The following is a 24,684-nucleotide window of genomic DNA, read 5'->3' on the forward strand; positions in this document are numbered from 1 at the left end:
TGCACTGTAAGTTTTATCTGCTAATTTAAGTGGCAAGGTTCATGGAACAATATATAACTTTTTTCACCAATCACCCTGTATTAAGTATTGTCTGGGTCGTCCTAGCAATCATGCTAATGCATAGCTGGTACAAAAGCCGTTTTTCAGCAATTCGCCAGGTTAATCCACAACAATTAACGCTGTTGATTAATCGTGACGACGCTCAAGTCTTAGATATGCGCGGTAAAAAAGACTTCACAGCGAGTCGAATTGCCGGTGCTGAGATGATGAATGTCGACAAAGCAAAACAAAATGACTTTGGTGGACTTGAAAAGTACAAAACAAAGCCCATTATACTTGTGTGTAATACAGGTATGACTGCGAATAACATTGCTGAAAGAATGCACCAACAAGGTTACGAGAAAATTCACGTACTTTCTGGTGGCATGAGCTCATGGCAAAGTGCAGGCCTACCAACGACAACGGGTAAATAATTGGAGCAATAAATGAGTAACGACGTAATCATCTATACCAAAGATTATTGTCCTTTTTGTCATCGTGCAAAAGCACTGCTTGATAGCAAAGGCGTCACATATACAGAATATGATATTGCTGTACAGCCTGAACTTCGCGACGAGATGATCGAAAAAGCAAATGGCGGACATACCGTGCCACAAATTTTTATCAATGGGCAGCACATTGGTGGCTGTGATGATATGATGGCGCTTGAAGCTCAAGGCAAACTAACTCAACTATTGGGTTAGTCGAGCGAAATTAAAAATTTCCAGTACTTAGTACATTATCCAAGTACTGTTTAACAAAAATTTATAGGAATAATAATGACTGAACAAAATCAAAACGTGGCAGCAGAACAACAAGAAGGCCCACAATTCAACATCCAGCGTATCTACACTAAAGACGTTTCTTTTGAGACGCCAAACTCTCCTGCGATTTTCCAAAAAGAATGGGCGCCTGAAGTGAAGCTAGATATGGACACGCGTTCAGCTAAGCTAGACGAGGGTGTATTTGAGGTTGTTCTTGCATTGACAGTAACTGCGACTATCGGCGAAGAAACTGCGTTCCTATGTGAGATTCAGCAAGCGGGTATTTTCTCAGTAGGTGAATTAGAAGAGCTACAACTTGCACATATGCTAGGTGCTTTCTGCCCTAACATTCTTTTCCCATATGCTCGAGAAGCAGTTGCAAGCCTAGTTAACCGTGGTACTTTCCCACAACTTAACTTAGCACCTGTCAACTTTGATGCTCTATTTGCGCAGTACATGCAGCAACGTGCAGCACAAGAGCAAACAGCAGACGCATAATCTATGAATACATCACAGTCAGCTGTGACCGTATTGGGGGCGGGGTCTTATGGCACCGCCCTTGCTATTTGTTTCGCTCGAAACGGTCACCGAGTTACTTTATGGGGACGTACGAAAGCTGATATTGAACAGTTAGCTGCTGATCGTCAAAACCAACGCTATCTTCCTGATATTGAATTTCCGGCGTCTTTGACGTTAGAAACCGATCTTGCTCGCGCAGTGCAAGCAAGCCAAATTATTTTGGTTGTGGTACCAAGTCATGCTTTTGCAGACACCTTAAAGCAAATTCAGCCGCATTTACAAAGTGGTGCTCAAATTGCTTGGGCAACAAAAGGGCTAGAGCCTGATACTGGCAGATTATTGGAAGAAGTAGCCAAGGAAGTACTTGGTGAGACAGTACCTTTGGCGGTGTTGTCAGGACCCACTTTTGCAAAAGAAATGGCGGCCGGTTTACCCACTGCAATTTCTGTTTCTGCAAGAGATGAGGCACTTCGTGAAGAGCTTGCAAGATTATTGCATTGTAGCCGCTCATTTAGAGTGTACAGTAATGATGATTTTATCGGTATCCAACTCGGTGGTGCTGTCAAAAATGTGATTGCCATCGGTGCTGGTATGTCCGATGGGTTTGGCTTTGGTGCTAATACGCGTACCATGTTAATTACTCGAGGATTAGCCGAATTATGTCGGTTAGGCTGTGCGCTCGGGGCGAAAACTGAAACTTTTATGGGTATGGCAGGACTCGGAGACTTGATCTTAACATGCACCGACAACCAGTCTAGAAACAGACGCTTTGGTTTGGCATTGGGGCAAGGCAAGAATGTCAATGATGCGATGAGTAGTATTGGTCAAGTAGTTGAGGGCTATCGCAATACCAAAGAGGTTTTTTTACTGGCAAAGCGCAGTGGCATTGAAATGCCGATCACAGAGCAGATCTATCAAGTTTTGTATGAGAACAAAGATGTGAAAGAGGCTGCAATGGCGCTGTTAGGCCGAGAGCAAAAATCAGAGTAAGATATAAAAAAACCACCTAATGGTGGTTTTTTTGTTTTGTCTTCTAGGGAGAAATTAGAAGACGTATTTAACTGAAAACTGTAGTCTGTCTAAATCACCTTCAGCCCCGCTTTGTACTTCTCTATTTGCCACTTTATATTCAGCACCAAAAGTCAGTTTTTTCACTGGTGAGTAAAGAATATTGGCACTGTAGCTGCTGGTCATATCCGTAGGGTCGCCAGTCACATTAAGTAAGCTGGTATCATTATCGGCGCTAAAATAAGAATATAAGAAAGTAGAACGCCACTGTGAATTCCAGTAGTGCTGATAAGCAATAAACCCGGATGTGGAGTCAATTGCGTGTAAGTCAGTGCCGTTATAAACCGCACCATGCGCGACATTTAAACCAACATAACGACCTAAACCTTGGCCATGGGTAAGCATAAACTTGAGGTTATTTTTGCCAAAGTTCACACGACCTGAGGCGCTCACACCAAAGGAGCTCTCAGTTTCATCAGCTGCGCCTGTTTTATAGGTAAGCTGCCTAGCAAGTGCTGCAACAGTAAAATGCCCCCAGTCTGCTTTATAGTTATAGCGCGCGGTCAAGTCTGGCATTTGCGCATCATCCGTCACTTCTCGCACACCACCTGCGGTTGTAACGGTGCTTTCAGGGTTTTCCGCTGAAAAGGACCAGTTACCAACAGTATACTTTGCCATGGCTTGACGGACGAATACGGTGCCTTCTGCTGGGCCGACAAAATCGAGCGTCTCAGGCAGTGCACTGACGTTTTGGAAGTTTGACCAAGCTTGGCCGAATAGCCAGCCTTTATAAGTCACAAAAGCTTGTCGAATACGCGGAGAATATGAATTGCTGACACGTTCATTACCACCTACTGACGCGATAAAGTCCAATTCAATCTTGGTTTTTATGGTGCTGCCGTCATCTAGTTTTGTCGCGGTGCCGAAGTTAAACCGAGATTGCCTCGCATGCATATCAAAAACGGCGTCTTCACCAGTACTCGGTGTGACTGGTGTTGTACTTGGTACATAAAAATCTCGTCCAATATGCTGAGATCCCAGTGTGCCATCAGAAAAATCACTCCAAATAGCATCCAGTTTGATATATCCGCCATAATTGACATCGGTATTACTTAGGGTCGCGGCCATGGTTTGGCCAGAAAGTAAGCTAGACACTGCAACCGCAGCAAGTTTCTTCTTCATATTAGTTTTAGTTGTCATAAGGTTGTTCCTATAATACTGCCTATTCGTTGCAATGCAGAGAATTATTTCGTCATCCACTGTTTATGAAGGATGTAATTTACTCAATTACCCATTGGTCTATGAGACTAAGGTTTAATGACTGTGCATTTCCCTGAAAACTCCTTTGGCAATAATTAATTACACTTCGATTGTAACTGTTGTTGTTTGCTCTCTGGTTTTAAGTGAAGAGAGTCAGTATGCTAGTGCTCGTTAATGTATAGTTAATTTTCCTTGATTTGGATAAACTTAAAGCAACAATTACAACTAAGGTCTAATACTTAAACGTTTGGTTGTAAGTGATCCTTGAGTGAAGCCGTAATAGGCAAGTAATTAATATGGAGATGAGTATGTCACAGAGCATTTATCCGGTACCTGAAGCGATCAAGCAGGCTGCACTTGTAGATAATGAACAATATCAAGCACTGTATCAGCAGTCTATTGACAACCCTGAGGCGTTTTGGGCAGAGCATGGTAAACGCCTAGACTGGTTCACACCTTATAATAAAGTAAAAAATACGTCTTTTGAAAAAGGCCATATCAGCATTAAATGGTTTGAAGATGGTGTGCTAAATGCATCTTATAACTGTATTGACCGTCACTTAGAGAGAAATGCAAATAAAGTGGCGATGATTTGGGAAGGTGACAACCCAGAACAAAGCGAGCACATTACTTTTCAAACCCTACATGATGAAGTGGCAAAATTAGCAAATGGCTTGAAAAAGCTTGGTGTGCAAAAGGGTGACAGAGTGGCGATTTATATGCCTATGACACCGCAAGCCATTTATGCAATGCAAGCATGTGCGCGTATTGGTGCAGTTCATTCTGTGGTATTTGGCGGTTTCTCGCCTTCTGCAATTGCCGATCGTATTCAAAACTCCGGTGCCAAAGTCGTGATCACTTCTGATGAAGGGCGTCGTGGTGGTAACGCTGTGCCGTTGAAAGCCAATGTTGATGAAGCGGTTTCACAAGATTCAGTGACGACGATAGAACACGTTATTGTACATCAATTAACTGGTGGCGAGGTTGAGTGGAATACACATGATGTTTGGTGGCATGAGCTGGTAGCGGATGTGCCTGCGCAGTGTGAGCCTGAGCCAATGAATGCCGAAGATCCACTTTTCATTTTGTATACGTCAGGCTCTACAGGGCAGCCAAAAGGGGTTGTACATACTACCGGCGGTTATCTAGTTTATGCATCGATGACACATGAGTATGTGTTTGACTTAAAAGAAGATGATGTTTTTTGGTGTACTGCTGATGTGGGGTGGATCACAGGTCACAGCTACATGGCGTATGGACCGCTAGTGAATGGCTGTACACAAGTTATTTTTGAAGGCGTACCAACATACCCAAGCTCTGGCCGTATTGGTGAAATTGTTGATAAGCATCAGGTTACTATTCTTTATACTGCACCGACAGCCATTCGTGCACTTATGGCAAAAGGCGATGAGCCGACAGCAAGTTCTGAGCGCACGAGTTTAAGAGTGATGGGCTCTGTAGGTGAGCCAATCAACCCAGAGGCGTGGGCTTGGTATTACGAGCAAATTGGTAACAGTGCGTGTCCTATTGTGGATACTTGGTGGCAAACAGAAACGGGTGGCATCATGATCACGCCACTACCAGGTGCGACAGATATGAAGCCGGGGTCGGCGACACGTCCATTCTTTGGTATTGCACCTGCGTTATTTGACGCAGAAGGCAATACACTAGAAGGGGCAACAGAAGGTAACTTAGTCATTCTAGATAGTTGGCCTTCTCAAGCGCGCACAGTGTATGGAGATCATGAACGCTTCGAGCAAACTTATTTCTCAGCATACCCTAATGTATATTTCACAGGAGACGGTTGTCGCCGCGATGAAGATGGTTACTACTGGATCACAGGTCGTGTAGATGATGTGTTGAATGTATCAGGTCATAGATTAGGCACCGCTGAAATTGAAAGTGCACTGGTCGCTCATGAAGCCGTCGCTGAGGCTGCTGTGGTTGGTTATCCACACGACATTAAAGGTCAGGGTATTTATGTATATGTCACACCAAATGAAGGTGTGGTTGTAACAGATGATTTGACTAAAGAAGTGAGAAGCTGGGTACGTAAAGAGCTGAGCCCAATTGCTTCGCCGGATATGATCCAGTGGTCACCAGATCTGCCAAAAACGCGCTCTGGAAAAATTATGCGTCGTATTTTACGTAAAATTGCGGCCAATGAGTATCAACAACTTGGCGATACGTCGACACTTGCAGACCCAAGTGTGGTTGATGAATTAATTGAAAATCGTTTAAACCGTTAATTGAGCGTTAAAAACTTGAAATTTAGCGAATTCTAAACGTACTATATCGGCTGTCTTTATACTAAAGACAGCCGATTTTTTAGGAGCTATGCATGAATCAGTTTTTAATTGCGGATGATCACCCCTTATTCAGAGAAGCGTTGAAAGGGGCTTTGCAAAATCAGTTTGAAGGTCTTGAAGTTATTGAATCAGAAAACTTTGAGCAAACACTAGAGCGGTTGTCTCAGCATGATGACTTAGACTTATTACTGCTCGATCTACACATGCCGGGCAATGGTGATTTATATGGTCTTATTCGGATCCGTGAAGATTACCCTGCGCTACCCATTGTGGTGGTATCTGGTAGCGAAGATTTGAATGTGATTTCTAAGGTGATGGGTTATGGCGCAATGGGCTTCATTCCTAAGGCATCTTCCTCACAAGACATTGTAAATGCGTTGCAGCAGGTGTTAGAGGGAGAGAATTGGCTTCCTGCTGATATCAAGGAAAAAATACAAGACCTTGACGGTGAAGATCGCCAACTAGCACAACAAATTGCGTCGCTGACACCACAACAGTACAAAGTGCTGCAGTATTTACACGAAGGGCTACTAAATAAACAAATTGCCTACGAACTTAATATTTCAGAAGCGACGGTAAAAGCGCACATTACGGCTATATTTCGTAAACTAGGTGTATACAACCGAACCCAGGCCGTATTGATCGCCTCTAAACTACAATTAGAACCCATTGAGGCAGCAAAGTAGCTTAAGCTACTTTTGCACCTTATTTACTTGCGCGCATTATTTAAATACCACGGTTTTATTTCCATTGATAAACAGTTTGTGTTCTGAAGCCAGCTGCAGCGCTTTGCAAAAGACGGTTTTTTCAATATCCCTGCCTATTTTGGCCATCGCATCCGCAGTATCAGCATGCGTCACTTGCGTGACATCTTGCACAATGATGGGCCCTTCATCTAATTCGTTATTGACGAAGTGCGCTGTTGCCCCAATGATTTTCACGCCGCGCTCAAATGCTTGGTGGTAAGGCTTAGCGCCGATGAATGCGGGCAAAAATGAATGGTGAATATTGATGATCTTATCTTCAAATCGAGCAACAAATTCAGGGCTCAAGATACGCATGTATTTTGCCAGCCCAACTAAATCTGGGTTGTAACTTTCAATTAAGTCACCCACTTGTTTATCATGCTCTGAGCGGCTTAAACCCTCATGAGATAAGCAGTGAAAAGGTACATCAAATGCGTTTGCTAGAGGCTTCAAAGTCGGGTAATTCGCAATCACGGCTTGTACTTCAATATTGAGCGCATTTTCAAATTGTTTGAGTAATACACCACCTAAGCAATGTGCCTCTTTTGTGGCGAGCAATACCACTTTTACCTTTTTAGGGCTGTGTAATTTTACCTGCGCATCATCTGGTAAATTAGCCCGTAACTGAGCAATAAATTGCTCGGTTGGTGTACCGGTTAATTCGGTTCGCATAAAAAAGCGATTACCTTCTCTATCTACAAACTCATTGTTACGGACGATATTTAATTGATGTTCGTGACATAAGCTGGTCACTTTGGCGATCAATCCAATTTCATCACAACAGTGTGTTGTTAATATATAACTCATGGTCCTCATTCCATTTGTTTAGCGGTTGTTCAGGCTAACCCATTAAGTTCAAGTTGCAAAGTAATCAATTAGTCGCTTTTTTTGACTTTATCAGTGGAATTTAAACACTCAAATTTGGTAGATAATTTGAGTTTAAATTCTAGAATTGAGAGCTTTACTACTCATTTTTTGTCAAGTTTATGTTTTTTAATTGTTTTGTGAATGTTTATTCAGTTTTTTCCATTAACTTTTGTGTCCAAATAAGGTAAATTTCTCAGGGAGGAGCATGTTACTCAATGGATGAACATTATGAACAATCATATCAAGCGAATATCTTTGCCTCTGGTGACAGGGGTCCTCTTATCGGCCTGTGGAGGCGGTGGTGGTGACGAAGCGAGCACCAATTCAGCTACTGAGCCTGTATCAGCAAAAGCCAGTTATACGGTCAATGTGAGTAGCAATGGACAGGGGCAGATCTTGCCAACGACGAACACCGTTCAACAAGGTAATTCGTTACGACTAAATATTACTGCAAGTTTAGGGCATGAGCTCACGGATATATTTGGTTGTGGTGGTAGCCTCGATGGCAGTGTATATGTGATCCCTTCGATTACAGAGGATTGTGAGGTCACGGGTGAATTTCAAATCCAATCATTTGTTATTTCGACTAAGCAAAATGGAGAAGGGGAGATATACCCTAACTCACCGATCTTAGACTGGGGTACTGAACAAACTTTCAATTTGAATCCAGCAGATGGTTTTCAACTAGGAAAAGTTAGCGGCTGTAGCGGAACATTAGAAAATAATAAATATATCATTCCAGCTGTTTCAGCTGACTGTACCGTAAAAGTTGATTTTAACCCATTGAAAGTACAGCTTAAAAATGATGCTTTAGATCAAAAAGTTGAGCTCAACGTAAAAGGCAATGCCGGCATATCACCGACAAGCAAAGGTATTTTGAAGCCAGGTGATGAAGGTGCGCCTCCAATCCCAAGTGATATTGAGTTGCCGTTTTTAGTTAATGACGTTGATTTAACGACTGAGCAAGGTGCAACGGTAGAGCTTGATATTGTTTATGAAAAACCACTTCCAGAGGTTATCCGTTATTATAAGTTTGGTCCTTCAGAGCCGGGAGCAGAAGACTCTTGGTATGAACTCCCTCGTGACTTATATACAGTCTCTGCTGATAGGAAAGTACTGACGCTTAAATTAACTGACGGTCAAATTGGTGATGCTGATTGGGAAGTCAATGGATTAATCCAAGATCCAGGTGGCCCAGGTGTACCCAACCAATATGAAGTTACGCTGTCAGCCTCTGAGGGCGGTACCAGCGATAGTTTAAATCAGCTGGTTTATCATGGAGAGGTGGGCACGTTTAACTTAATCCCAAATACAGGGTTTCATGTTAGTGGGGTTGAAGGGTGTGAGGGTACATTGGCTGGTAACACCTATACAACTGCTGTGATCACTACGCCGTGTGAAATAATGGCGTCATTTTCACTTAATCAATACCAGTTATCAACGACATCAACAGAAGGCGGATCTTTAGAAGCTGTCGACTCTATTATTGGGCATGGCCAACCTGCGCAGGTAAACATTATACCTGAACCGGGTTTTACCTTGAGCAATATTGCCGGATGTGATGGCAATCAACAAAATGATGTTTTTGTTATTCCTGCGATGACAAGCAACTGTGAGGTAGCGGCCTCTTTTGAATTGATCCAGTTTCAGATTAATGCGCGAGCATCAGTAGGCGGTTTAGTTTCACCGACCACGCAAAGTGTTCAATATGGTGATTCTGCAACTTATACGTTGACACCAGATACAGGCTACAGCATTGGAAATATTAATGGGTGCAGTGGCACTTTATCTGGCAATACTTTTGTAACGGATGTAATCACCGAGACGTGTAATCTCAATGTTACTTTTGATTTGAACCACTATACGGTGAGAGGCAGTGCAGGCCCTGGGGGAAGTATTTCTTCTGAGTCACAAAGTATTGGGTATGGCCAATCAGCGACATTGACCGTTACACCTGAAACTGGGTATAGCATTAATGTGGTTGAGGGATGTGCAGGCACCTTGTCAGGTAATACTTTTACAACGGCTGCAGTGACGCAAGCATGTCATGTGAGTGCAACGTTTAGTCTTGACCATTTTGATATAACAACCAGCGCAGAAGAAGGGGGGGCTATAACACCACAAACACAGAGCGTAGCTTATGGCGAGGTCGGCACACTAACCGTAACTCCAGAAGTTGGCTACGGCATAGATGTTGTTAGTGGGTGTGGGGGTACGCTTACTGGAAACACGTTTGTCACAGGCACCATGACAGAGGCATGCCATGTTAACGCTACTTTTAGTTTGAATCATTTTGATATAACAAGTTCGGTCTCTGAAGGCGGAAGCATTACACCACAGTCTCAAAGCATTGGCTATGGTCAGTCTGCAAGCTTCATTGTCACACCAGATACTGGCTACAATATTGATTCTGTGCAAGGTTGTAGTGGCACGTTAACTGGGAATACGTTTTTAATTAATGACGTACAAACAGCATGTCATGTTGAAGCAACATTTAGCTTAAAGCGTTTTGAAGTAACAGGCGGTGCAGCCACAGGCGGTGCCATCACGCCTGAGACACAAACTGCCAACTATGGTCAAACGACAACTCTGACTGTCACACCTAATGTGGGTTACAGTATTGATGCTGTGGAAGGGTGTAATGGCACATTGGTTGGCAATACTTATACAACAGGTATCATTTCAAAGTCTTGTCATGTTAACGCTACTTTTAGTTTGAATCATTTTGATGTTACAGGCACCGCGAGTAAAGGCGGAGCAATCATACCAAGCAATCAAAGCATAGGTTATGGGAGCACGGCTACATTCACTTTGATCCCCGAAGAAGGTTATAGCATTGATAGTGTTGAAGGGTGTAATGGTGCACTTTCTGGCAATATATTTATAACTGAGTCGATTACAGAGTCATGTGCTGTTTACGCAACATTTAGTTTAGCTCATTTTTCAGTGACTTCGAGTGCAGGAGAAGGCGGGGGTGTTACACCGCAAGAACAAAGCATTGCTTACGGTCAGACGGCACAAGTTGCGGTAACCCCAGATGTTGGCTATAGCATTGACTTAGTTGAAGGTTGTAATGGCGCTCTCGATGGAAGTATATTCACGACAGGTGCTATTAACGATGCATGTCATATAAATGCGGATTTTAGCCTTAATCATTATGCAGTTTCTGTCTCTGCTACTAATGGTGGTCAAATCTCAGGGTCTACAAACAGCATTCCTCATGGTCAATCAGCAACATTTACCCTTACGCCAGAAACTGGGTATAGCATAGCTGACGTGGAAGGGTGTAATGGTGTACTTTCAGGAAATACGTATGTGACAGGCGCGCTGTCGAGTGCATGTCATATTAATGCCTCATTTAGTCTAAATAACTACCCTGTATCAACTGCGATCTCTCCCGGAGGTTCTATCTCTCCTCAAATAGAGTCTGTTGCGCATGGCAGTACAACTAAATTTACACTGGCCGCAGATGAAGGGTATAGCATAGTTTCTGTAGTAGGGTGTGAGGGAACACTCAATGGCAATGTATTTACTACATCAGCAGTAACCAGTGTGTGTGAAGTAACGGCAAACTTTGAATTGAACAAGCACGTTATTTCCACCCAAAATAACAACGGAGGGCAAATATCTCCGTTGAGCAGCACGGTAGATTATGGGACTGATTCGCTGTTTACCATTACGCCAGAAGCTGGCTATAGCATTGCAAGTGTTACTGGATGTGGTGGTACGCTTATTGATGACAAATATCGTACAGGCAAAGTGACATCTGACTGTGAAATTACGGCAAGCTTTAGTTTGAATCACTTAACTGTGACCAGCAGTGCTAACAAAGGCGGTAATATTACGCCATCGATGCAAAGCATTGGCTATGGTCAATCGGCGACCTTAACTGTGACACCAGATACTGGCTATAGCATAGAATCAGTGCAAGGGTGCGGTGGTACGCTCAGTGGCAATACTTTTGCGATTGGTGAGCTGACAGAAGCATGTCATGTCACGGCGACATTTAGCCTTGACCATTACATGGTCTCTGGTTTAGCAGGAGCAGGTGGTGCAATCACACCGACGACACAACGTATCGGCCATGGTCAAACAACGACACTGACCGTGACGCCAGAGATGGGTTATAGCATTGATTCAGTGCAAGGGTGTGGAGGTCGGCTTTCAGGTAATAGCTTTACCACAGGCGCAGTGACTGAAGCGTGTACAGTGACTGCAAGCTTTAGCTTGAATCACTTTGCAGTGACCAGCAGTGCTAACGAAGGCGGTAATATTACGCCATCTACACAAAGCATCGGTTATGGCCAGTCGGCAACATTAACGGTGACACCAGATACCGGCTATAGCATAGAGTCTGTGCAGGGCTGTAATGGCACGCTTAGTGGTAATACTTTTGCGATTGGTGAGGTGACAGAAGCATGTCATGTCACGGCGACATTTAGCCTTAACTATTACATGGTCTCTGGTTTAGCAGGAGCAGGTGGTGCAATCACACCGACGACACAACGTATCGGCCATGGTCAAACAACGACACTGACCGTGACGCCAGAGACGGGCTATAGCATTGATTCAGTACAAGGGTGTGGTGGTGATTCGCTTTCTGGTAATACCTTTACCACAGGTTCAGTGACTGAAGCGTGTACAGTGACGGCAAGCTTTAGCTTGAATCACTTTGCAGTGACCAGCAGTGCTAACGAAGGCGGTCATCTTACGCCATCGACGCAAAGCATTGGCTATGGACAATCGGCAACATTAACGGTGACACCAGATACAGGCTATAGCATAGAATCAGTGCAAGGGTGCGGTGGTACGCTCAATGGCAATACTTTTGTGATTGGTGAGGTGACAGAAGCATGTCATGTCACGGCGGCATTTAGTCTTAAACAATACATGGTCTCTGGTTTAGCAGGAGCAGGTGGTGCAATCACACCGACGACGCAACGTATCGGCCATGGTCAAACAACGACACTGACCGTGACGCCAGAGACTGGCTATAGCATTGATTCAGTAAAAGGGTGTGGTGGTTCGCTTTCTGGTAATACCTTTACCACAGGTTCAGTGACTGAGGCGTGTACAGTGACGGCAAGCTTTAGCGTGAGTCAATTTGCAGTGACAAGCAGTGCTAACGAAGGTGGTAATATTTCTCCCGAAATTCAGAGCATTAATTATGGCCAAAGAGGGACATTTACGATTACTCCTAATGCAGGGTATAAGCTTAATGCGATTCAAGGATGTAATGGGCGGTTGATCGCAGAAGGTGGTATTACATTGTTTGAAACCGACATAATAACTCAAGCATGTCATGTTTATGCTGACTTTAGCGCCGAACACTATACTTTGACCACGTCGAGTTCAGCTGGTGGTAGCATCAGTCCAGTCAGTCAGTTAATGACCTATGGTCAGTCTATTGATTTGAATATCATGAAATATGAAGGCTATAGCATTGACTCTATCACAAGCACCTGTGCAGAGAGTGAGCGTGTGGGTGATTCTTTTTCAGTTTATCGGATGGTTGCCTCATGCAATGTTCATGTGGAGTTTAAAATTGAACAGCGCATAGTCTCTACCAGATACACGGAGGGAGGAGTTCTTACACCCTCGAGTAAAGTACTTAATTATGGTGAGTCAGCGAGCTTTAATATTATTCCACAAGAAAGCTATGAATTAAGCTCAATATCAGGCTGTGGAGGGCGTAGAGAAGGCAATATTTATCATACAGGTAGAGTGCAGGAAAGCTGTCAGGTTACTGCAAACTTTAGGTTAAAAAATCATATCATCAATATTTTGCCTGTGTTGGGCGGAAGCATAAGTTATGGTTCCAATGTGAACTTAGATGTAGTAACTGTCGAACATGGTAGAATGTTAAGTTTTGACCTAATTCCAAATGAAGGCTATGAGGTAGAAGAAGTCACTGGGTGTAATGGAGAACTTGTACCAGTTACTAATGAATATCACATTGCAGCAATCACTGGCTCTTGCTCTATATCTGCGCGTTTTAAGAAAAAAACATTTACCATTGCAGCGACAGTTGATGAAGCGGGAGAAATCTTTGGAGAGAGCTCCCAGCAAGTGAATTTTGGTGAGCAGGCTGTATTTACTTTTAACGCCGAAGAAGGCTATGAAATTAGGAGTGTTGAGGGTTGTAATGGTGTGTTATTGGGGTGGGAATATCTGACGGCACCAATATACACTGCCTGTACAGTAAAGGCGCATTTTCAACTTAAGCAATACGACGTTACCGTAGAAAAGCATCTATCAAGTGGTGAGATCATAAAGGAGATTCACTCTGCTATTGAGCACGGTTCTAGGCTGCCGATCAACATTCAGCCTGGCAATGGGGAAGTGTTTGTTTCAGTACAAGGTTGCAATGGAGCTTTGCAGGAAGATACTTACAATACAGGCCCGATAACCCAAGCGTGCAAAGTGGAAGTAATCTATGAACCAGAGACTTATTTAGTATCGATAACCACAGATGGTCATGGTGAGGTAACTCCGAAAGAACAGGAAGTGGCGTATAAAAAAGTGGGGGCTTTTACAGTTAAGCCAAACTCTGGGTTTGAGCTTATGGGTGTAACAGGCTGTGAGGAGCCATCTATTGGCAGTAACTACTTGTCTCTTTTTGCCAGTGAGAATTGTACAGCTCATGTTGAATTTGGTTATAGAATCTCGGCGACCATTACAGGTGGTTTCGGTAAGTTTGATGGATATTGGGATGAGCTGAATTTTCAAAAGGTGGTTAAGCCAAATACTTTGTTTGAATTACCGTATATACGTCCAACTTGGCGCGCTGAAATAAAGTCAGTGACTGGATGTGGTGCAACTTTAAACCGTAATGGTAATGTGTCCATTGAGGAAGTCACTGAGTCATGTGATCTGACTATAAAAACAGGCCCAGTTCTAAAAGCGCCACATTTATCTATTCAAATGGCACATTTAACTAAGAAAGATTTAAATACACTTTCGTTTTTACCTAGAACCATTGGGGATACTCGTTTAAGTTATGATCTCTATATCAGTAAAGTGGCTGGGGTTACACCAGATAATTATAAGGAGTTAGGGGCAGTTAAAATTACACAAGTACCTTATGTTGAAAGAACTCCGCCGCTAAGTACTTATATTGCATTTGAAACTCTTCAAAAGCGTGGTATCACCGGTGGTACCTATGTGTCGATAGTGGAAACTTATGGTGATGATGTATCGGAGCCGAGTAATGAAGTTGAAATCTATATTCCAAGCACCTTGAACGACACTGGTGTGGTTTCATGTATAGATACGACCCAAGTGTCTCCACAGGGGTTCCCTTTACTAGATTGTGGTTTGGCGCAAGAAGCCAATGGAGATCCTGCTTTGAGAGGGCAGGACGCTCACCTTGGTAGAGACGCTCAAGCTGTAGCTAACACGTTGACAAAACAGGGGGCAGGTAAAGCAGGATTTGACTTTACAAAGCTTGATAGTAATGGGGAGGAGCTTCCTAGTGATGCTGCACAATGGTCTTGTGTAAAGGATAATCAGACAGGCCTAATTTGGGAATCTAAAACAGAATCTTCAGGCATTCATAATCGTCGTAACACCTTTTTTAGGGCGACTTTCTGGCATGGTGAATTTGTGCTAGATGGTGATTGCGTTGAGTCTAGCTGTAATGTTTTGGGTCTCGTGCATGCCTTAAATGTTAAGAAACTATGCGGATATGATGATTGGAGACTGCCACTAGTACCGGAATTACAGGGATTAGTGGATTACGGGATGAAAGCTGATGGTGCGATGATGATTGATGAGAGCTTTTTTCCGAATACGGTTATTGATGGTGGGTATAGTGGTACATATTTAGCTGACGCACTAGAGATCAGCCGCTATGTGGACTCTATATATTACTTAATCGTGGACTTTAGCACGGGTGAAGTGAGATCCCAGTCATCCAAAATTGCCCGTGCTCGATTAGTCAGGTCGGCAAAAAGGAGATAAATATGAGGTTATTGTGTACACTTGGGCTAAATTTCATTGTGCTTAATGCATATGCTTTTTCTCCTTGTGATGGTGGAGATAAGCGGTTTGTGTCAATAGATATGTACCAATATTATGATAGAGGTACCGATTTGGTTTGGCATGGCTGCCCACATAATATGAGTACAGGTATTGACCAATGCTTTCTATATGATAGTAGTGGCGAACAGCTCAAGATGAGTTATTCAGAAGCCGCAAAAGTTGCTCAGTTTCATGCCTCAGAGCGTGAGCAGTGGCGATTGCCCAATATCAAGGAATTTGTGTCTTTATGGGATATAAAATGTGGGTATGGAAAAGTCCCTACCCCAGATTTTTTTCGCTTATCTTCATATGCTTGGACATCAACACCAAATTATCATAGTGGTACCACTCCGATGTGGATATACGATTTATCGAGGGGCCACGCTTTAAAAAAGGCTCAGATCTCCAATGTAGATGGTGTAATAAGCGAAGTTGACCAAGCTTTGGTATTCCTTGTCAGAGAACCAATCGACGACTCTGAGCGCAGATAAAGAAGTCGAGTACAGAGAGCCAGCCTAATTAGGTTGGCTTTTTTGCGAAATCTGTTTTTTGTGTCGACATGGAGAGCATATCGACGAGAGATCATGACAATGCTAACTTCCTACGAATACGGCTCAGCGCAATGGGGGTAATTCCAATATGAGAAGCGACCATTTTTAGTGGTACGCGTTCACTGAGCTCAGGGTTTCGGTCAATAAAGTTTAAATACCTTTGCTCTGCACTGTGATGAACAAAAGCATATTCTCGCTCTTCTTTTTTAATAAAGAGGTTTTCCAACAGTTGCGTATAAGCCTCTAAAAACCCCGGATGCGCTTTCATGGTATGAAAGAAAGTGTGCCATTCAAATTCAAGACAGATCACATCATCTAAAGCTTCAATACTAAATAATGCGGGCGTATTTTGTGTCATGGCACGGGTAGAGCCAGCGATACAAGGCGCGCTGGCAAAAGCTTGAGTAAACTCTTTCCCCTCTGCAGAGACGTTAAAGTAGCGTACGTCCCCTTGAGTGATAAAAAATAAGTTGGGTGCGGGACTGCCTTGGCTCATTAGTAAAGCATTTTTAGGATAGTGTTTGAACTTGCCTTGTAAGCCATACTTTTGAAAGTCTTCGGTGCAAAGAGGCTTTCCGTCGGTACTGAAAAAAGAGACAAAATCCGCGAGCTTATGTTGTATGTTCAAACGACATTCCTTGATGATACGACTTTATAGGAACATGTTAGGGCGCACGCGTTATCAAGTAAAGTGCAAAAAATGCAACTAATACAGCGGGTATGCTAAGTAAAAATTGGGACAATCCGGCTTGAAAAAAGAGCACAAATGCGGGCACTAAATAGGTCATGGCTAAAAAAGCATTTGGGCTTACCTTTTTTAATAAGTGTTGCTGCAAAAAGAAAGTGCCCAGTGTCGTAAACAAAGTTAAGTAGATGAGCCATATCCAAAAAGTGTGGCTCTGCCAAACTAAATGTGTAAGGTCACCATAAAACAGCATAATAGGTAAAAGCAGCAGGCTACCAAGGAGTGCAATATAAAATGTGCTGGTCAGGGCTGACTGTTTGGTCATCCACTTTTTGACCAAAAGTACATGTATTGCGAGACAAAAACAAGCAACTAAAAACACAGCATCACCATATTGCCAATGACTTAGAGCCTGCAGGGTATTCTGCCCATTTATGAGCATCCAGAGAGCGCTGGCGGTGCCAATCAAAAAACCGAGTAATTGGCTAATACGGGTTTTAATGCCCATAAATATAAAGCTCAAAAACACACTAATGAGTGGCAGCAAGGTATAGATGACCGCCGTTTTTTCTGCGGTAATGGTTTTTAAAGATTCAAACAAGCCGACAAAAAACAGCACTAAAAACCCACTGATCAAAACATACTGTCCGATTTGCTTTGTGGTTAGTTTGACGTTGTTAGAGCGCCAAACAAGCGGTGCGAGGCAAAGGCTTGTCAGGATAAAGCGCAAGCAAGTCGCTGCAATTGGGCTTGCGTAAGGCAGTACTTTGCCAGACACCACAAACGATGAGGAGAGTAAGCCGACCCATACAAGCAGGAGTATGGGCTGGGCGAGCGCGTGATTCATAATTTTCACCTCGGTAAAGAGATCAGCTTTGTTGTGCAGGTTTTGCAAACTTGCTAAACAAATAGGCGGAGATTGCCTCATCAATATTGAGCGAAAACACGCCTGTAAGTAGCTGGTGGAGTTGCTCGATGTTATCAATCTCAGTGATGTCGGTGTGGCTGGCGGTACTATGGTGATATTCCCCATTTCTCAGCGAATGTGTTTCATCAAGCGTTTTTTTACTGACAACCAAGTTGTTTACAAAAGCAGCATTGGGATGCTTGTGAGAGTAAAAGTGACTGAGTTCACAGTCTGCTTCGCTATAGTGGTTTAGATCAAAAGTGTAGAGTGTGAAATATTCCCCATTTTTTAATACATCAAAGCAGTACTCTTGGGCTTTATTTTGACTTATACGATAGGTCATGTGCCCCTGTTGCTGTGGTACATCTAGCACCAGCTTAACGGGGAATATTGCGCCTTGTGGACCAAAGCCAACATCGAGTAAGTACTGTGTACCTTGGTATGTGACGAGCGTTGCTCTGTGAGTTCTGGGTACTTCTACATCCCGGTTGTATACCACCTTGGCGAGCAACAATTTTACCTCAAAACCTAAATTTTTCAGGACATGAAAAATCAGCTTGTTATGCTCAAAACAATATCCACCAAATTGCTTTTGGATGAGTTTATTGAAAAGGTGTTCGATATCTAAAGGCAAGGGGTGTTTTAACACCGCTGATACACTGTTGAATGTATGTTTGGCCACATGTCGGCTTTGCAACTGCGCTAAAAAATCCGCGTCAAGTGGATGCTCAGTAAGTGCTAAATCAGCCAAATAGTCGTTTACGATTTGCATGTCTGTCATGGTGTTTACTCCTTGTTTTCATTGAGTACCTAGCTTAACTGTGAACGGACAGCTTGTAATGAACCAAGGTTTATTCCTTTTAAATTTTTATTTTTTACAGAAATAAACCTAGGTTAATTCCAGCGATTGAAAATTCTCTTAAAGTGGAGGTGTTTCTTAAGCACACAGATTGAAAGGAGAAGTACATGCGTATCACCGTATTTGGCGCAACAGGTAATATAGGTCAGGCCGTCGTAAATGAGGCAATTTCACGCGGACATCAAGTGACGGCAGTAACGCGAGATGTGCGAAAAGTGTCACAGCTACCGGCTCAAGCTTATGCGCAAGTGGGTGATGTGAATGATATTCAAGATGTGATCCGCTTGAGTAAAGAGCAAGATTTGGTGATCAGTGCAACCAGGCCAACGGCCGGGCAGGAAAAGCAACTTGTCGATATTGCTGAGTCTTTACTGACAGGCTTACGTGAGACACGCACACGTTTATTACTCGTTGGTGGCGCGGCTTGCTTGACGGTTCCCAACTCGAACGGTGGTCTGGTTTTAAACGATACTTCGCTGGTACCTCCAGCATGGAAAGGCATCGCTCAAGCCTGCTTTGAGCAATACCAACATTGTGAAGCACATGAAAATCAGAATTGGAGCTATGCGAGCCCTTCGGCATTGATTGGTGAGGGCGACCGTACCGAGCAGTTCAGAGTCAGTGAGGGCGAGTTATTGGTTGATGAGGCGGGTAAGTCGCATATTTCATGGCAAGACTTTGCAATCGCGCTAATTAATGAGGCAGAGTCGGCGACGTATGTGGGGAAAGTATTTACGGCGGGTTATTAATTTAACCATTATCGCCAAGTGCAGTTGTTTAATACTAACTTGGCTTAATATCTGTCGCGCGTTTGTTGCCGTTGGGCTGTTGAGACTGATTGTGATTTCTAGTGGTTCAGCGCCACTGAAGCGATTATACTGGCGATATTGGTATTGTTAGGTAGCGCTAATAAATGGAAAAGTACGAAGAACTATTAGTCTCAATTAGAAAGGTGATCCGCGCCATTGACTTGCATTCAAAGCAACTTAATAAGTCATCGGGTTTGACTGGTCCACAGCTGTTGATTATGCAAGAGATTGCGCGTGTAAAAGGCGTCACGGCGAGCCAAATCGCGAAGCATGTTAATTTAAGTGCTGCGACGGTGACCAACATACTTGATCGTTTGGAGAGCCGAGGTTTGGTAGAGCGGGTGCGCAGCGCACAAGATAAACGTCGTGTGAGTCTGTTTTTGTCTCCACAAGGGAAGAATTTATTAATTGATGCACCGCAGCCATTGCAAGAACACTTTATACAAAACTTTTGTGAGTTAGAGCAATGGGAGCAATCTTTGCTACTCTCGTCTATGCAGCGGATCGCCACCATGATGGATGCAAATGAACTCGATGCGGCACCGGTGCTGGAGATAGCACCGATGAACCAAACCGAATCGGGAAAGTAACCGTGCTACTCGCGCAGCACATTTAAGAAGTGAAGGTGCTTTTGATATTGCGCTAATACATCGCTGATGATGGCGCTTTCAGACCACCCCATGATGTCATAGTTTTGACCGCCTTCACTGAGGTACACCTCGGCGCGATAATACGAGTCACTATCTGTGACATCACTTTGCGTAAAATCTGGTTGTAATGCTTCACTTTTATACACACCATAAATGAAGTCTTGCTCGTCACCGTGATGAACGGTAAGAATAACCGCAGCGTTATTTACTTTGACTTCAGCCTCGACTTGATTGCTTTCAAATTCATCTCTGATTTTTTTCAGCGCAGGTTTCACCTCTTTTAAGATAAATTTATCAACCTTGCCTTTAGCAGGCGTTGCGATAAGCAGCGCAAGGCTCTCTTGCCACGTTTGCTCATCATTGACTTGGTTGTCAAACGTCATCGGTATGGTGTGTGTGCTACGCTTGGCATCGTCAATACGCAGTGCGCGAATGAGCCCATAACAGGCGACGAGCAATACCACTGAGAATGGTAGCGCACTGACGATGGTCAGTGTTTGCAGTGCATCAAGTCCACCCGCTAAGCTCAGCGCAGCAGCGACAACCCCGACCCCAATCGACCAAAATAATCGTTGCCAAAGTGGGGTGTTATTGCTGCCGTTTGAGCACAGCATGTCGATAACCATGGCACCTGAATCACAAGAGGTGACAAAAAACACCACAATCATGATGATAGATAGGCCGATTAAAAACTCAGACAGAGGGAAGTTTTCTAGAAATACAAATAGGGCAACGGCAGAGTTGTTGCTGACCATATCTGAGATCCCTGTCATGCCTTGATCAAAAATCATCGCCAGTGCCGAGTTACCAAAAATGGTCATCCATAATAAAGTGAATGCGGTCGGAATACAGGTGACGCCAATGACAAACTCTCGAATAGTACGGCCCTTTGATATACGGGCAATAAAGAGGCCTACAAAAGGTGCCCAAGCAAGCCACCAACCCCAATAAAAAATAGTCCAGCCGCCAATCCAATCTTTTTTCTCATACGCGAATAAGTTGAACGTGGTAGACACAATATCCGATAAATAATCACCGACATTCTGCACATACGCTTGCAGTAAAAACACGCTTGGACCAATAAAGAAGATCAGAGCCAACAGCACTACAGCGAGTATCATATTGGTCTGCGATAAAATTTTAATGCCTTTGTCTAACCCCGTCGCCACGGAGATAGATGCCAATGCTGTAATCGTGATCATAATGACGACTTGATTCTGCACCGAGACATCAAAAGAGAACAAATAGGCAAGCCCAGAGTTGACCTGCGCTGCGCCTAACCCTAACGAGGTCGCAACACCAAATACAGTACCGACAACGGCAAAAACATCCACAGCATGGCCTATCCAACCATGGATTTTGTCGCCAATAATTGGGTAAAGGGCTGAACGCAATGTCAGAGGCAGTTTATGCCGGTAACTAAAATAAGCCAAAATCATCGCCACAATGGCGTAGATAGCCCATGCGTGAAACCCCCAGTGGAAGAAAGTGATCCGCATGGCTTCTTTGATGGCTTCAACCGAACCTGTATCCGCAGAAGGCGGTGAGACAAAATGCATCACCGGCTCTGCCACGCCAAAAAACATCAAACCTATTCCCATGCCAGCGGCAAATAACATAGCGAGCCAAGTAGAGAAACTGTAATCGGGATCTGAATGATCGGGCCCTAATTTAATTTCACCAAAACGAGACATACTCAAGTACACCACAAGGCCCAAAATGATGGCGACGGTTAATACATAAAACCAACTGCCATTTTGGGTAATGGCCGATTGAGTAACAGAAAATAATGATGATGCGGTTGAAGGGCTGATCACGGCAAAAATCACCAGCGCCAATACAATCGCAGAAGCGTTGTAAAAAACGGGGAGATTAAGCGATGTGTTGTCTTTTTTCATAGTGAAACTCTATTTATTAGACTACAAATGATTTTGCTTGACTAAAATGTGAAAAGAAATCGGTAACGCCTAGGCCTTGTGAAGCCTATGATTTGCGTTGTGTTAGCAGGCAATACCAGCTTAGCTTTGCAGGTTTTCATATCTCTCTCATTGCCTTGATGTATTGATATAAGCTCATTTATTAGAGCTCTAATAGTTAGTATTGTAACTTTTTGATACTGATATTTAAAGTCGTGTTACAAGTTGTGGTGTGGTGTCATTATAAAAAACATTATTTTTCATTGGTTTGTATTTTATTTTGAATATTTTTATATCAATCTAATCTGTGTTGGTATTTTTTATTTTTCGTAGTGGTGTGCATTTTATTTTAATTGTAATTAATTTTGGACTATTTGAAGATAGACATGTCAGTGGCTGTGATTATCCACTGCATCACGTAACATCAATTCGAGCTCTTCTGTGTAAAAAGGGACGTATTGTTGAATATAGGTGAGTCGAAGACCTTGTGAGTCCAATGCATCAAGTGCGGATTGCCATTTTGTGACGATTGCATCCGGTGTCTCAGCGGAAAAGGCCATATACACGGCGTGTGGAGATAACTGAATAGACATGGGGGCCAAGGCGTCGAGAGCATAGCCAGCAGAAGCGAGTATTTCTCGGGTATTCATAAGTGAAATAATGGTGCAATCAAAGCGGCTTTTGGGCTGAAGTAGTAACTGGATGGCTTCAAGCTGGCTGTCCGTTTCATGAAATGGGATCTGATATTTTTTGTATATTTCGGTGTCTGCAACTTTACGCTGTGATACACAAGTTGCTTGATGGCGGCGAATATCACCAAACTGGTTAAACGCTCTTTTATCGTTTGAGCGTTTGTATAAAACAGCGCCATCAAATAATAAGGGGCCCACCCATTTAAAGGCGGGGATCCGTTCAGGGGTTTTAGCGACGATAAGGTGTGCTCTGTGGTATAAAGTTACGTTACCTGAAGGTGACATGACCCTTTTTGGGGGCTGTTTTAATATGTTTAATCCACGCGCAAAAGAACTGACTTGTACAGGCTGGTAATGAGAGAGGCGGCTTGCAATTTGGTTGTAAATATCAACGATAAATCCTGAAGTGACGTTGCCATGTTCAATATAGACAAAAGGCTCAAGAGGGTGCATCGATACGATCAACTTGTGCTCCACTGTGGCACCATACAGGGCGTGGCTGGTGATGACAGAGAGTAAAAAAAATAATGACCGAGCTTGCTTCATAGTCGCTTATATCACTTTGATAACAACTTAAGTATTGCGGTCAGTCTTCTATTTGTCTATTTAACCTCAGTTGTTCAGTGCGGATTTTTTCGCTCAGTGACATAAGGGGTCAAGCACACCGTGACCCCGAGCGTGCCGAGCGGAATTTGCTTGTGATTTGCCCATGTTGATGTGTTTTTATTCTGATACTCGGGCAGAGAATACCCCGTGAATGAACAGGATATAAATTGCACCTGATGCAAGGGAAGTAGTGGGGTAGTCAGGCGTTTAGCCTGACCCCATAGATATTTATTTGATATAAAATGCCCCTTGTACTGTCGGCGCACTTGTGGCCCCTGCATCAATAGCATGAAGTGCAGGGAAACGCTCACTTTCAAAGGTTATCCCATTACCACACTGTGTCACTTGGTCACTCTTACCCACATAAGTTAGGTTTGTCGTCCAAGTTGTTAAACGCGTTGGATATTGTACTAGGCCATCAATTGAATAGTTGTGCCAGTTGGATTTAGCAATGTCGCGACAGGCAAACTTGTCACCAACCGTGACAGTGGCAAATGGGTCACCGCCATCGACTCTTTTTATCACAGTGTCATCAAAGGTGCTTTTTGCTCTGAAAAGCGCATCACTGCGTCCATCGACCAGTGCGATAATGGCATTGTGATTTAACTTTGCGCTTTGGCTTAACCCAGCATGTGACATACCTTCTAGGTTGCAGGCATTAAAGTCTGGATAGTGACATTGACCACCAATACCAGAATATTTAGAGATCAAGGTCCAGCCGCCGCCTTCCGTAGCCATGTCACAGTACACATCAAAGTGCGCTTCACCGCTTGTTCCATCTGGATCTATGGTATACGTGCCACTTTTACTGGCAGGTGCATTTTGCTTTATTTCTAAACAAGACTTTGGATATTTACCATTGTCCTCACGGGTGCTTACAAATTCTAATGCAATCCAGCTTTCACCTGGGTTAGAGAGTGCTTCATTGAGGTTTTCTGAAGACGCTGAGTGGATAAGCTCAATGTAGTCACCAGCGTTGAGTTCAAGTAAAAAGTTACCTTGGTTGGTGGCATTTTCAGCGTAATTCTCAATTCGTGCATACTCATAGGAGGTTGCAGAAATATCAGTACCATTGGTTAAAATATACGTTTTGATTTGGCGTCTAGCGGATGCGCCAACGCCTGATGTACGCCAGCTCAGTGAGTAGTTCACTCGATAAATACCGGCATCTTCAACAAAAAATTTGCTGCCTTGTTGAGTGATTTTGACAGAATCAATATCAACTTGGTTAAACACATAAGGTGTTGGAGCTGGTGTATTGATGTTTGCATTACCTTGGCTGTCAATAAACTGCGCGATATTGGTTGCTGCAACACTGCCCATTGAGATAAAAGTACAGGCCAACGCGGCTGCGAGTGGTTTTATGGTCATGAGAGTTCCTTTGAGATTATAGGGTATTGATTTTTCGTAATTTTAAAGCTTGAGAATACAAGTTTAGTGTGCCATAAAATATCGGAAGTTGGTTGTATGTTTGG

General features: G+C 43.4%; 18 protein-coding genes. 10 read left to right on the top strand and 8 right to left on the bottom strand.

Annotated elements, in window-relative coordinates; genetic code table 11:
- Nucleotides 1–41 precede the first annotated feature (41 nt).
- The 4 genes from N473_RS04045 (at nucleotide 42) to gpsA (ending at nucleotide 2,312) form a co-directional block, all read left to right on the top strand.
- Nucleotides 42–473: a rhodanese-like domain-containing protein gene (locus N473_RS04045; RefSeq protein WP_063366819.1), complete on the top strand. Its 432-nt coding sequence runs from the start codon at nucleotides 42–44 to the stop codon at nucleotides 471–473.
- Nucleotides 474–485: 12 nt separating this feature from the next.
- On the top strand, nucleotides 486–743 hold the full coding sequence (grxC, locus tag N473_RS04050; RefSeq protein ID WP_039611886.1) for a glutaredoxin 3: 258 nt from the start codon (nucleotides 486–488) through the stop codon (nucleotides 741–743).
- Nucleotides 744–818: 75 nt separating this feature from the next.
- The gene (gene secB, locus N473_RS04055) at nucleotides 819–1,301 is read left to right on the top strand and encodes a protein-export chaperone SecB (RefSeq protein WP_039611885.1); all 483 of its coding nucleotides are present in this window, start codon (nucleotides 819–821) and stop codon (nucleotides 1,299–1,301) included.
- A 3-nt stretch (nucleotides 1,302–1,304) separates the two neighbouring features.
- Nucleotides 1,305–2,312 (top strand): NAD(P)H-dependent glycerol-3-phosphate dehydrogenase, encoded by a 1,008-nt coding sequence (gene gpsA, locus N473_RS04060; RefSeq protein WP_063366820.1) that lies wholly within the window; start codon nucleotides 1,305–1,307, stop codon nucleotides 2,310–2,312.
- 54 nt (nucleotides 2,313–2,366) lie between these two features.
- On the opposite strand, the gene N473_RS04065 is transcribed toward gpsA, so the two are convergent.
- Nucleotides 2,367–3,530 (bottom strand): DcaP family trimeric outer membrane transporter, encoded by a 1,164-nt coding sequence (locus N473_RS04065; RefSeq protein ID WP_063366821.1) that lies wholly within the window; start codon nucleotides 3,528–3,530, stop codon nucleotides 2,367–2,369.
- 368 nt (nucleotides 3,531–3,898) lie between these two features.
- On the opposite strand from N473_RS04065, the gene acs reads away from it, so the two are divergent.
- Both acs and N473_RS04075 read left to right on the top strand, forming a co-directional pair.
- On the top strand, nucleotides 3,899–5,839 hold the full coding sequence (gene acs / locus N473_RS04070) for an acetate--CoA ligase (RefSeq protein ID WP_063366822.1): 1,941 nt from the start codon (nucleotides 3,899–3,901) through the stop codon (nucleotides 5,837–5,839).
- 92 nt (nucleotides 5,840–5,931) lie between these two features.
- Nucleotides 5,932–6,585 carry a response regulator transcription factor gene (locus N473_RS04075; protein ID WP_063366823.1) on the top strand — a complete coding sequence of 218 codons (654 nt, stop codon included), beginning with the start codon at nucleotides 5,932–5,934 and terminating at the stop codon, nucleotides 6,583–6,585.
- A 36-nt stretch (nucleotides 6,586–6,621) separates the two neighbouring features.
- On the opposite strand, the gene purU is transcribed toward N473_RS04075, so the two are convergent.
- A complete protein-coding gene (purU, locus tag N473_RS04080; protein WP_063366824.1) occupies nucleotides 6,622–7,452 on the bottom strand; it encodes a formyltetrahydrofolate deformylase in 831 nt (276 codons plus the stop codon).
- Nucleotides 7,453–7,740: 288 nt separating this feature from the next.
- Between purU and N473_RS04085 the strand changes: the two genes are divergently transcribed.
- Nucleotides 7,741–15,474, top strand: a complete 7,734-nt coding sequence (locus N473_RS04085; protein ID WP_063366825.1) for an InlB B-repeat-containing protein — start codon at nucleotides 7,741–7,743, stop codon at nucleotides 15,472–15,474.
- Nucleotides 15,475–15,476: 2 nt separating this feature from the next.
- Complete coding sequence (locus N473_RS04090) at nucleotides 15,477–16,025, top strand: DUF1566 domain-containing protein (RefSeq protein WP_063366826.1); 549 nt, start codon at nucleotides 15,477–15,479, stop codon at nucleotides 16,023–16,025.
- Between the two features lie 91 nt (nucleotides 16,026–16,116).
- Here N473_RS04090 and N473_RS04095 read toward each other — a convergent pair whose 3' ends face one another.
- The 3 genes from N473_RS04095 to N473_RS04105 are packed head-to-tail and all read right to left on the bottom strand — an operon-like array spanning nucleotide 16,117 to nucleotide 18,458.
- Entirely contained in the window at nucleotides 16,117–16,713 is a 597-nt protein-coding gene (locus N473_RS04095) for a Crp/Fnr family transcriptional regulator (protein ID WP_231099517.1), read from the bottom strand.
- Nucleotides 16,714–16,750: 37 nt separating this feature from the next.
- A complete protein-coding gene (locus N473_RS04100) occupies nucleotides 16,751–17,617 on the bottom strand; it encodes a DMT family transporter (RefSeq protein ID WP_063366827.1) in 867 nt (288 codons plus the stop codon).
- A 22-nt stretch (nucleotides 17,618–17,639) separates the two neighbouring features.
- Entirely contained in the window at nucleotides 17,640–18,458 is an 819-nt protein-coding gene (locus tag N473_RS04105) for an arylamine N-acetyltransferase family protein (RefSeq protein ID WP_063366828.1), read from the bottom strand.
- Between the two features lie 185 nt (nucleotides 18,459–18,643).
- On the opposite strand from N473_RS04105, the gene N473_RS04110 reads away from it, so the two are divergent.
- Entirely contained in the window at nucleotides 18,644–19,285 is a 642-nt protein-coding gene (locus N473_RS04110) for an NAD(P)-dependent oxidoreductase (protein ID WP_063366829.1), read from the top strand.
- A 164-nt stretch (nucleotides 19,286–19,449) separates the two neighbouring features.
- The gene (locus N473_RS04115; protein ID WP_063366830.1) at nucleotides 19,450–19,935 is read left to right on the top strand and encodes a MarR family winged helix-turn-helix transcriptional regulator; all 486 of its coding nucleotides are present in this window, start codon (nucleotides 19,450–19,452) and stop codon (nucleotides 19,933–19,935) included.
- A gap of 5 nt (nucleotides 19,936–19,940) precedes the next feature.
- Here the strand turns inward: N473_RS04115 and N473_RS04120 are convergent, their stop codons facing one another.
- The 3 genes from N473_RS04120 to N473_RS04130 form a co-directional block, all read right to left on the bottom strand.
- Nucleotides 19,941–21,893: a BCCT family transporter gene (locus tag N473_RS04120; RefSeq protein WP_063366831.1), complete on the bottom strand. Its 1,953-nt coding sequence runs from the start codon at nucleotides 21,891–21,893 to the stop codon at nucleotides 19,941–19,943.
- Between the two features lie 407 nt (nucleotides 21,894–22,300).
- Nucleotides 22,301–23,149 (bottom strand): transporter substrate-binding domain-containing protein, encoded by an 849-nt coding sequence (locus N473_RS04125; protein WP_063366832.1) that lies wholly within the window; start codon nucleotides 23,147–23,149, stop codon nucleotides 22,301–22,303.
- A gap of 288 nt (nucleotides 23,150–23,437) precedes the next feature.
- Nucleotides 23,438–24,580: a fibrinogen-like YCDxxxxGGGW domain-containing protein gene (locus N473_RS04130; protein ID WP_063366833.1), complete on the bottom strand. Its 1,143-nt coding sequence runs from the start codon at nucleotides 24,578–24,580 to the stop codon at nucleotides 23,438–23,440.
- Between the last annotated feature and the right edge of the window lie 104 nt (nucleotides 24,581–24,684).

This window comes from Pseudoalteromonas luteoviolacea CPMOR-1, from assembly GCF_001625685.1.
Classification (GTDB): Bacteria; Pseudomonadota; Gammaproteobacteria; order Enterobacterales; family Alteromonadaceae; genus Pseudoalteromonas; species Pseudoalteromonas luteoviolacea_K.

Bases quoted from the DNA above. Each gene is read 5' to 3' on its own strand.
- N473_RS04045 (WP_063366819.1), top strand. From the start codon at position 42: ATGGAACAATATATAACTTTTTTCACCAATCACCCTGTATTAAGTATT.
- grxC (WP_039611886.1), top strand. From the start codon at position 486: ATGAGTAACGACGTAATCATCTATACCAAAGATTATTGTCCTTTTTGT.
- secB (WP_039611885.1), top strand. From the start codon at position 819: ATGACTGAACAAAATCAAAACGTGGCAGCAGAACAACAAGAAGGCCCA.
- gpsA (WP_063366820.1), top strand. From the start codon at position 1,305: ATGAATACATCACAGTCAGCTGTGACCGTATTGGGGGCGGGGTCTTAT.
- N473_RS04065 (WP_063366821.1), bottom strand. From the start codon at position 3,530: ATGACAACTAAAACTAATATGAAGAAGAAACTTGCTGCGGTTGCAGTG.
- acs (WP_063366822.1), top strand. From the start codon at position 3,899: ATGTCACAGAGCATTTATCCGGTACCTGAAGCGATCAAGCAGGCTGCA.
- N473_RS04075 (WP_063366823.1), top strand. From the start codon at position 5,932: ATGAATCAGTTTTTAATTGCGGATGATCACCCCTTATTCAGAGAAGCG.
- purU (WP_063366824.1), bottom strand. From the start codon at position 7,452: ATGAGTTATATATTAACAACACACTGTTGTGATGAAATTGGATTGATC.
- N473_RS04085 (WP_063366825.1), top strand. From the start codon at position 7,741: ATGAACAATCATATCAAGCGAATATCTTTGCCTCTGGTGACAGGGGTC.
- N473_RS04090 (WP_063366826.1), top strand. From the start codon at position 15,477: ATGAGGTTATTGTGTACACTTGGGCTAAATTTCATTGTGCTTAATGCA.
- N473_RS04100 (WP_063366827.1), bottom strand. From the start codon at position 17,617: ATGAATCACGCGCTCGCCCAGCCCATACTCCTGCTTGTATGGGTCGGC.
- N473_RS04105 (WP_063366828.1), bottom strand. From the start codon at position 18,458: ATGACAGACATGCAAATCGTAAACGACTATTTGGCTGATTTAGCACTT.
- N473_RS04110 (WP_063366829.1), top strand. From the start codon at position 18,644: ATGCGTATCACCGTATTTGGCGCAACAGGTAATATAGGTCAGGCCGTC.
- N473_RS04115 (WP_063366830.1), top strand. From the start codon at position 19,450: ATGGAAAAGTACGAAGAACTATTAGTCTCAATTAGAAAGGTGATCCGC.
- N473_RS04120 (WP_063366831.1), bottom strand. From the start codon at position 21,893: ATGAAAAAAGACAACACATCGCTTAATCTCCCCGTTTTTTACAACGCT.
- N473_RS04125 (WP_063366832.1), bottom strand. From the start codon at position 23,149: ATGAAGCAAGCTCGGTCATTATTTTTTTTACTCTCTGTCATCACCAGC.
- N473_RS04130 (WP_063366833.1), bottom strand. From the start codon at position 24,580: ATGACCATAAAACCACTCGCAGCCGCGTTGGCCTGTACTTTTATCTCA.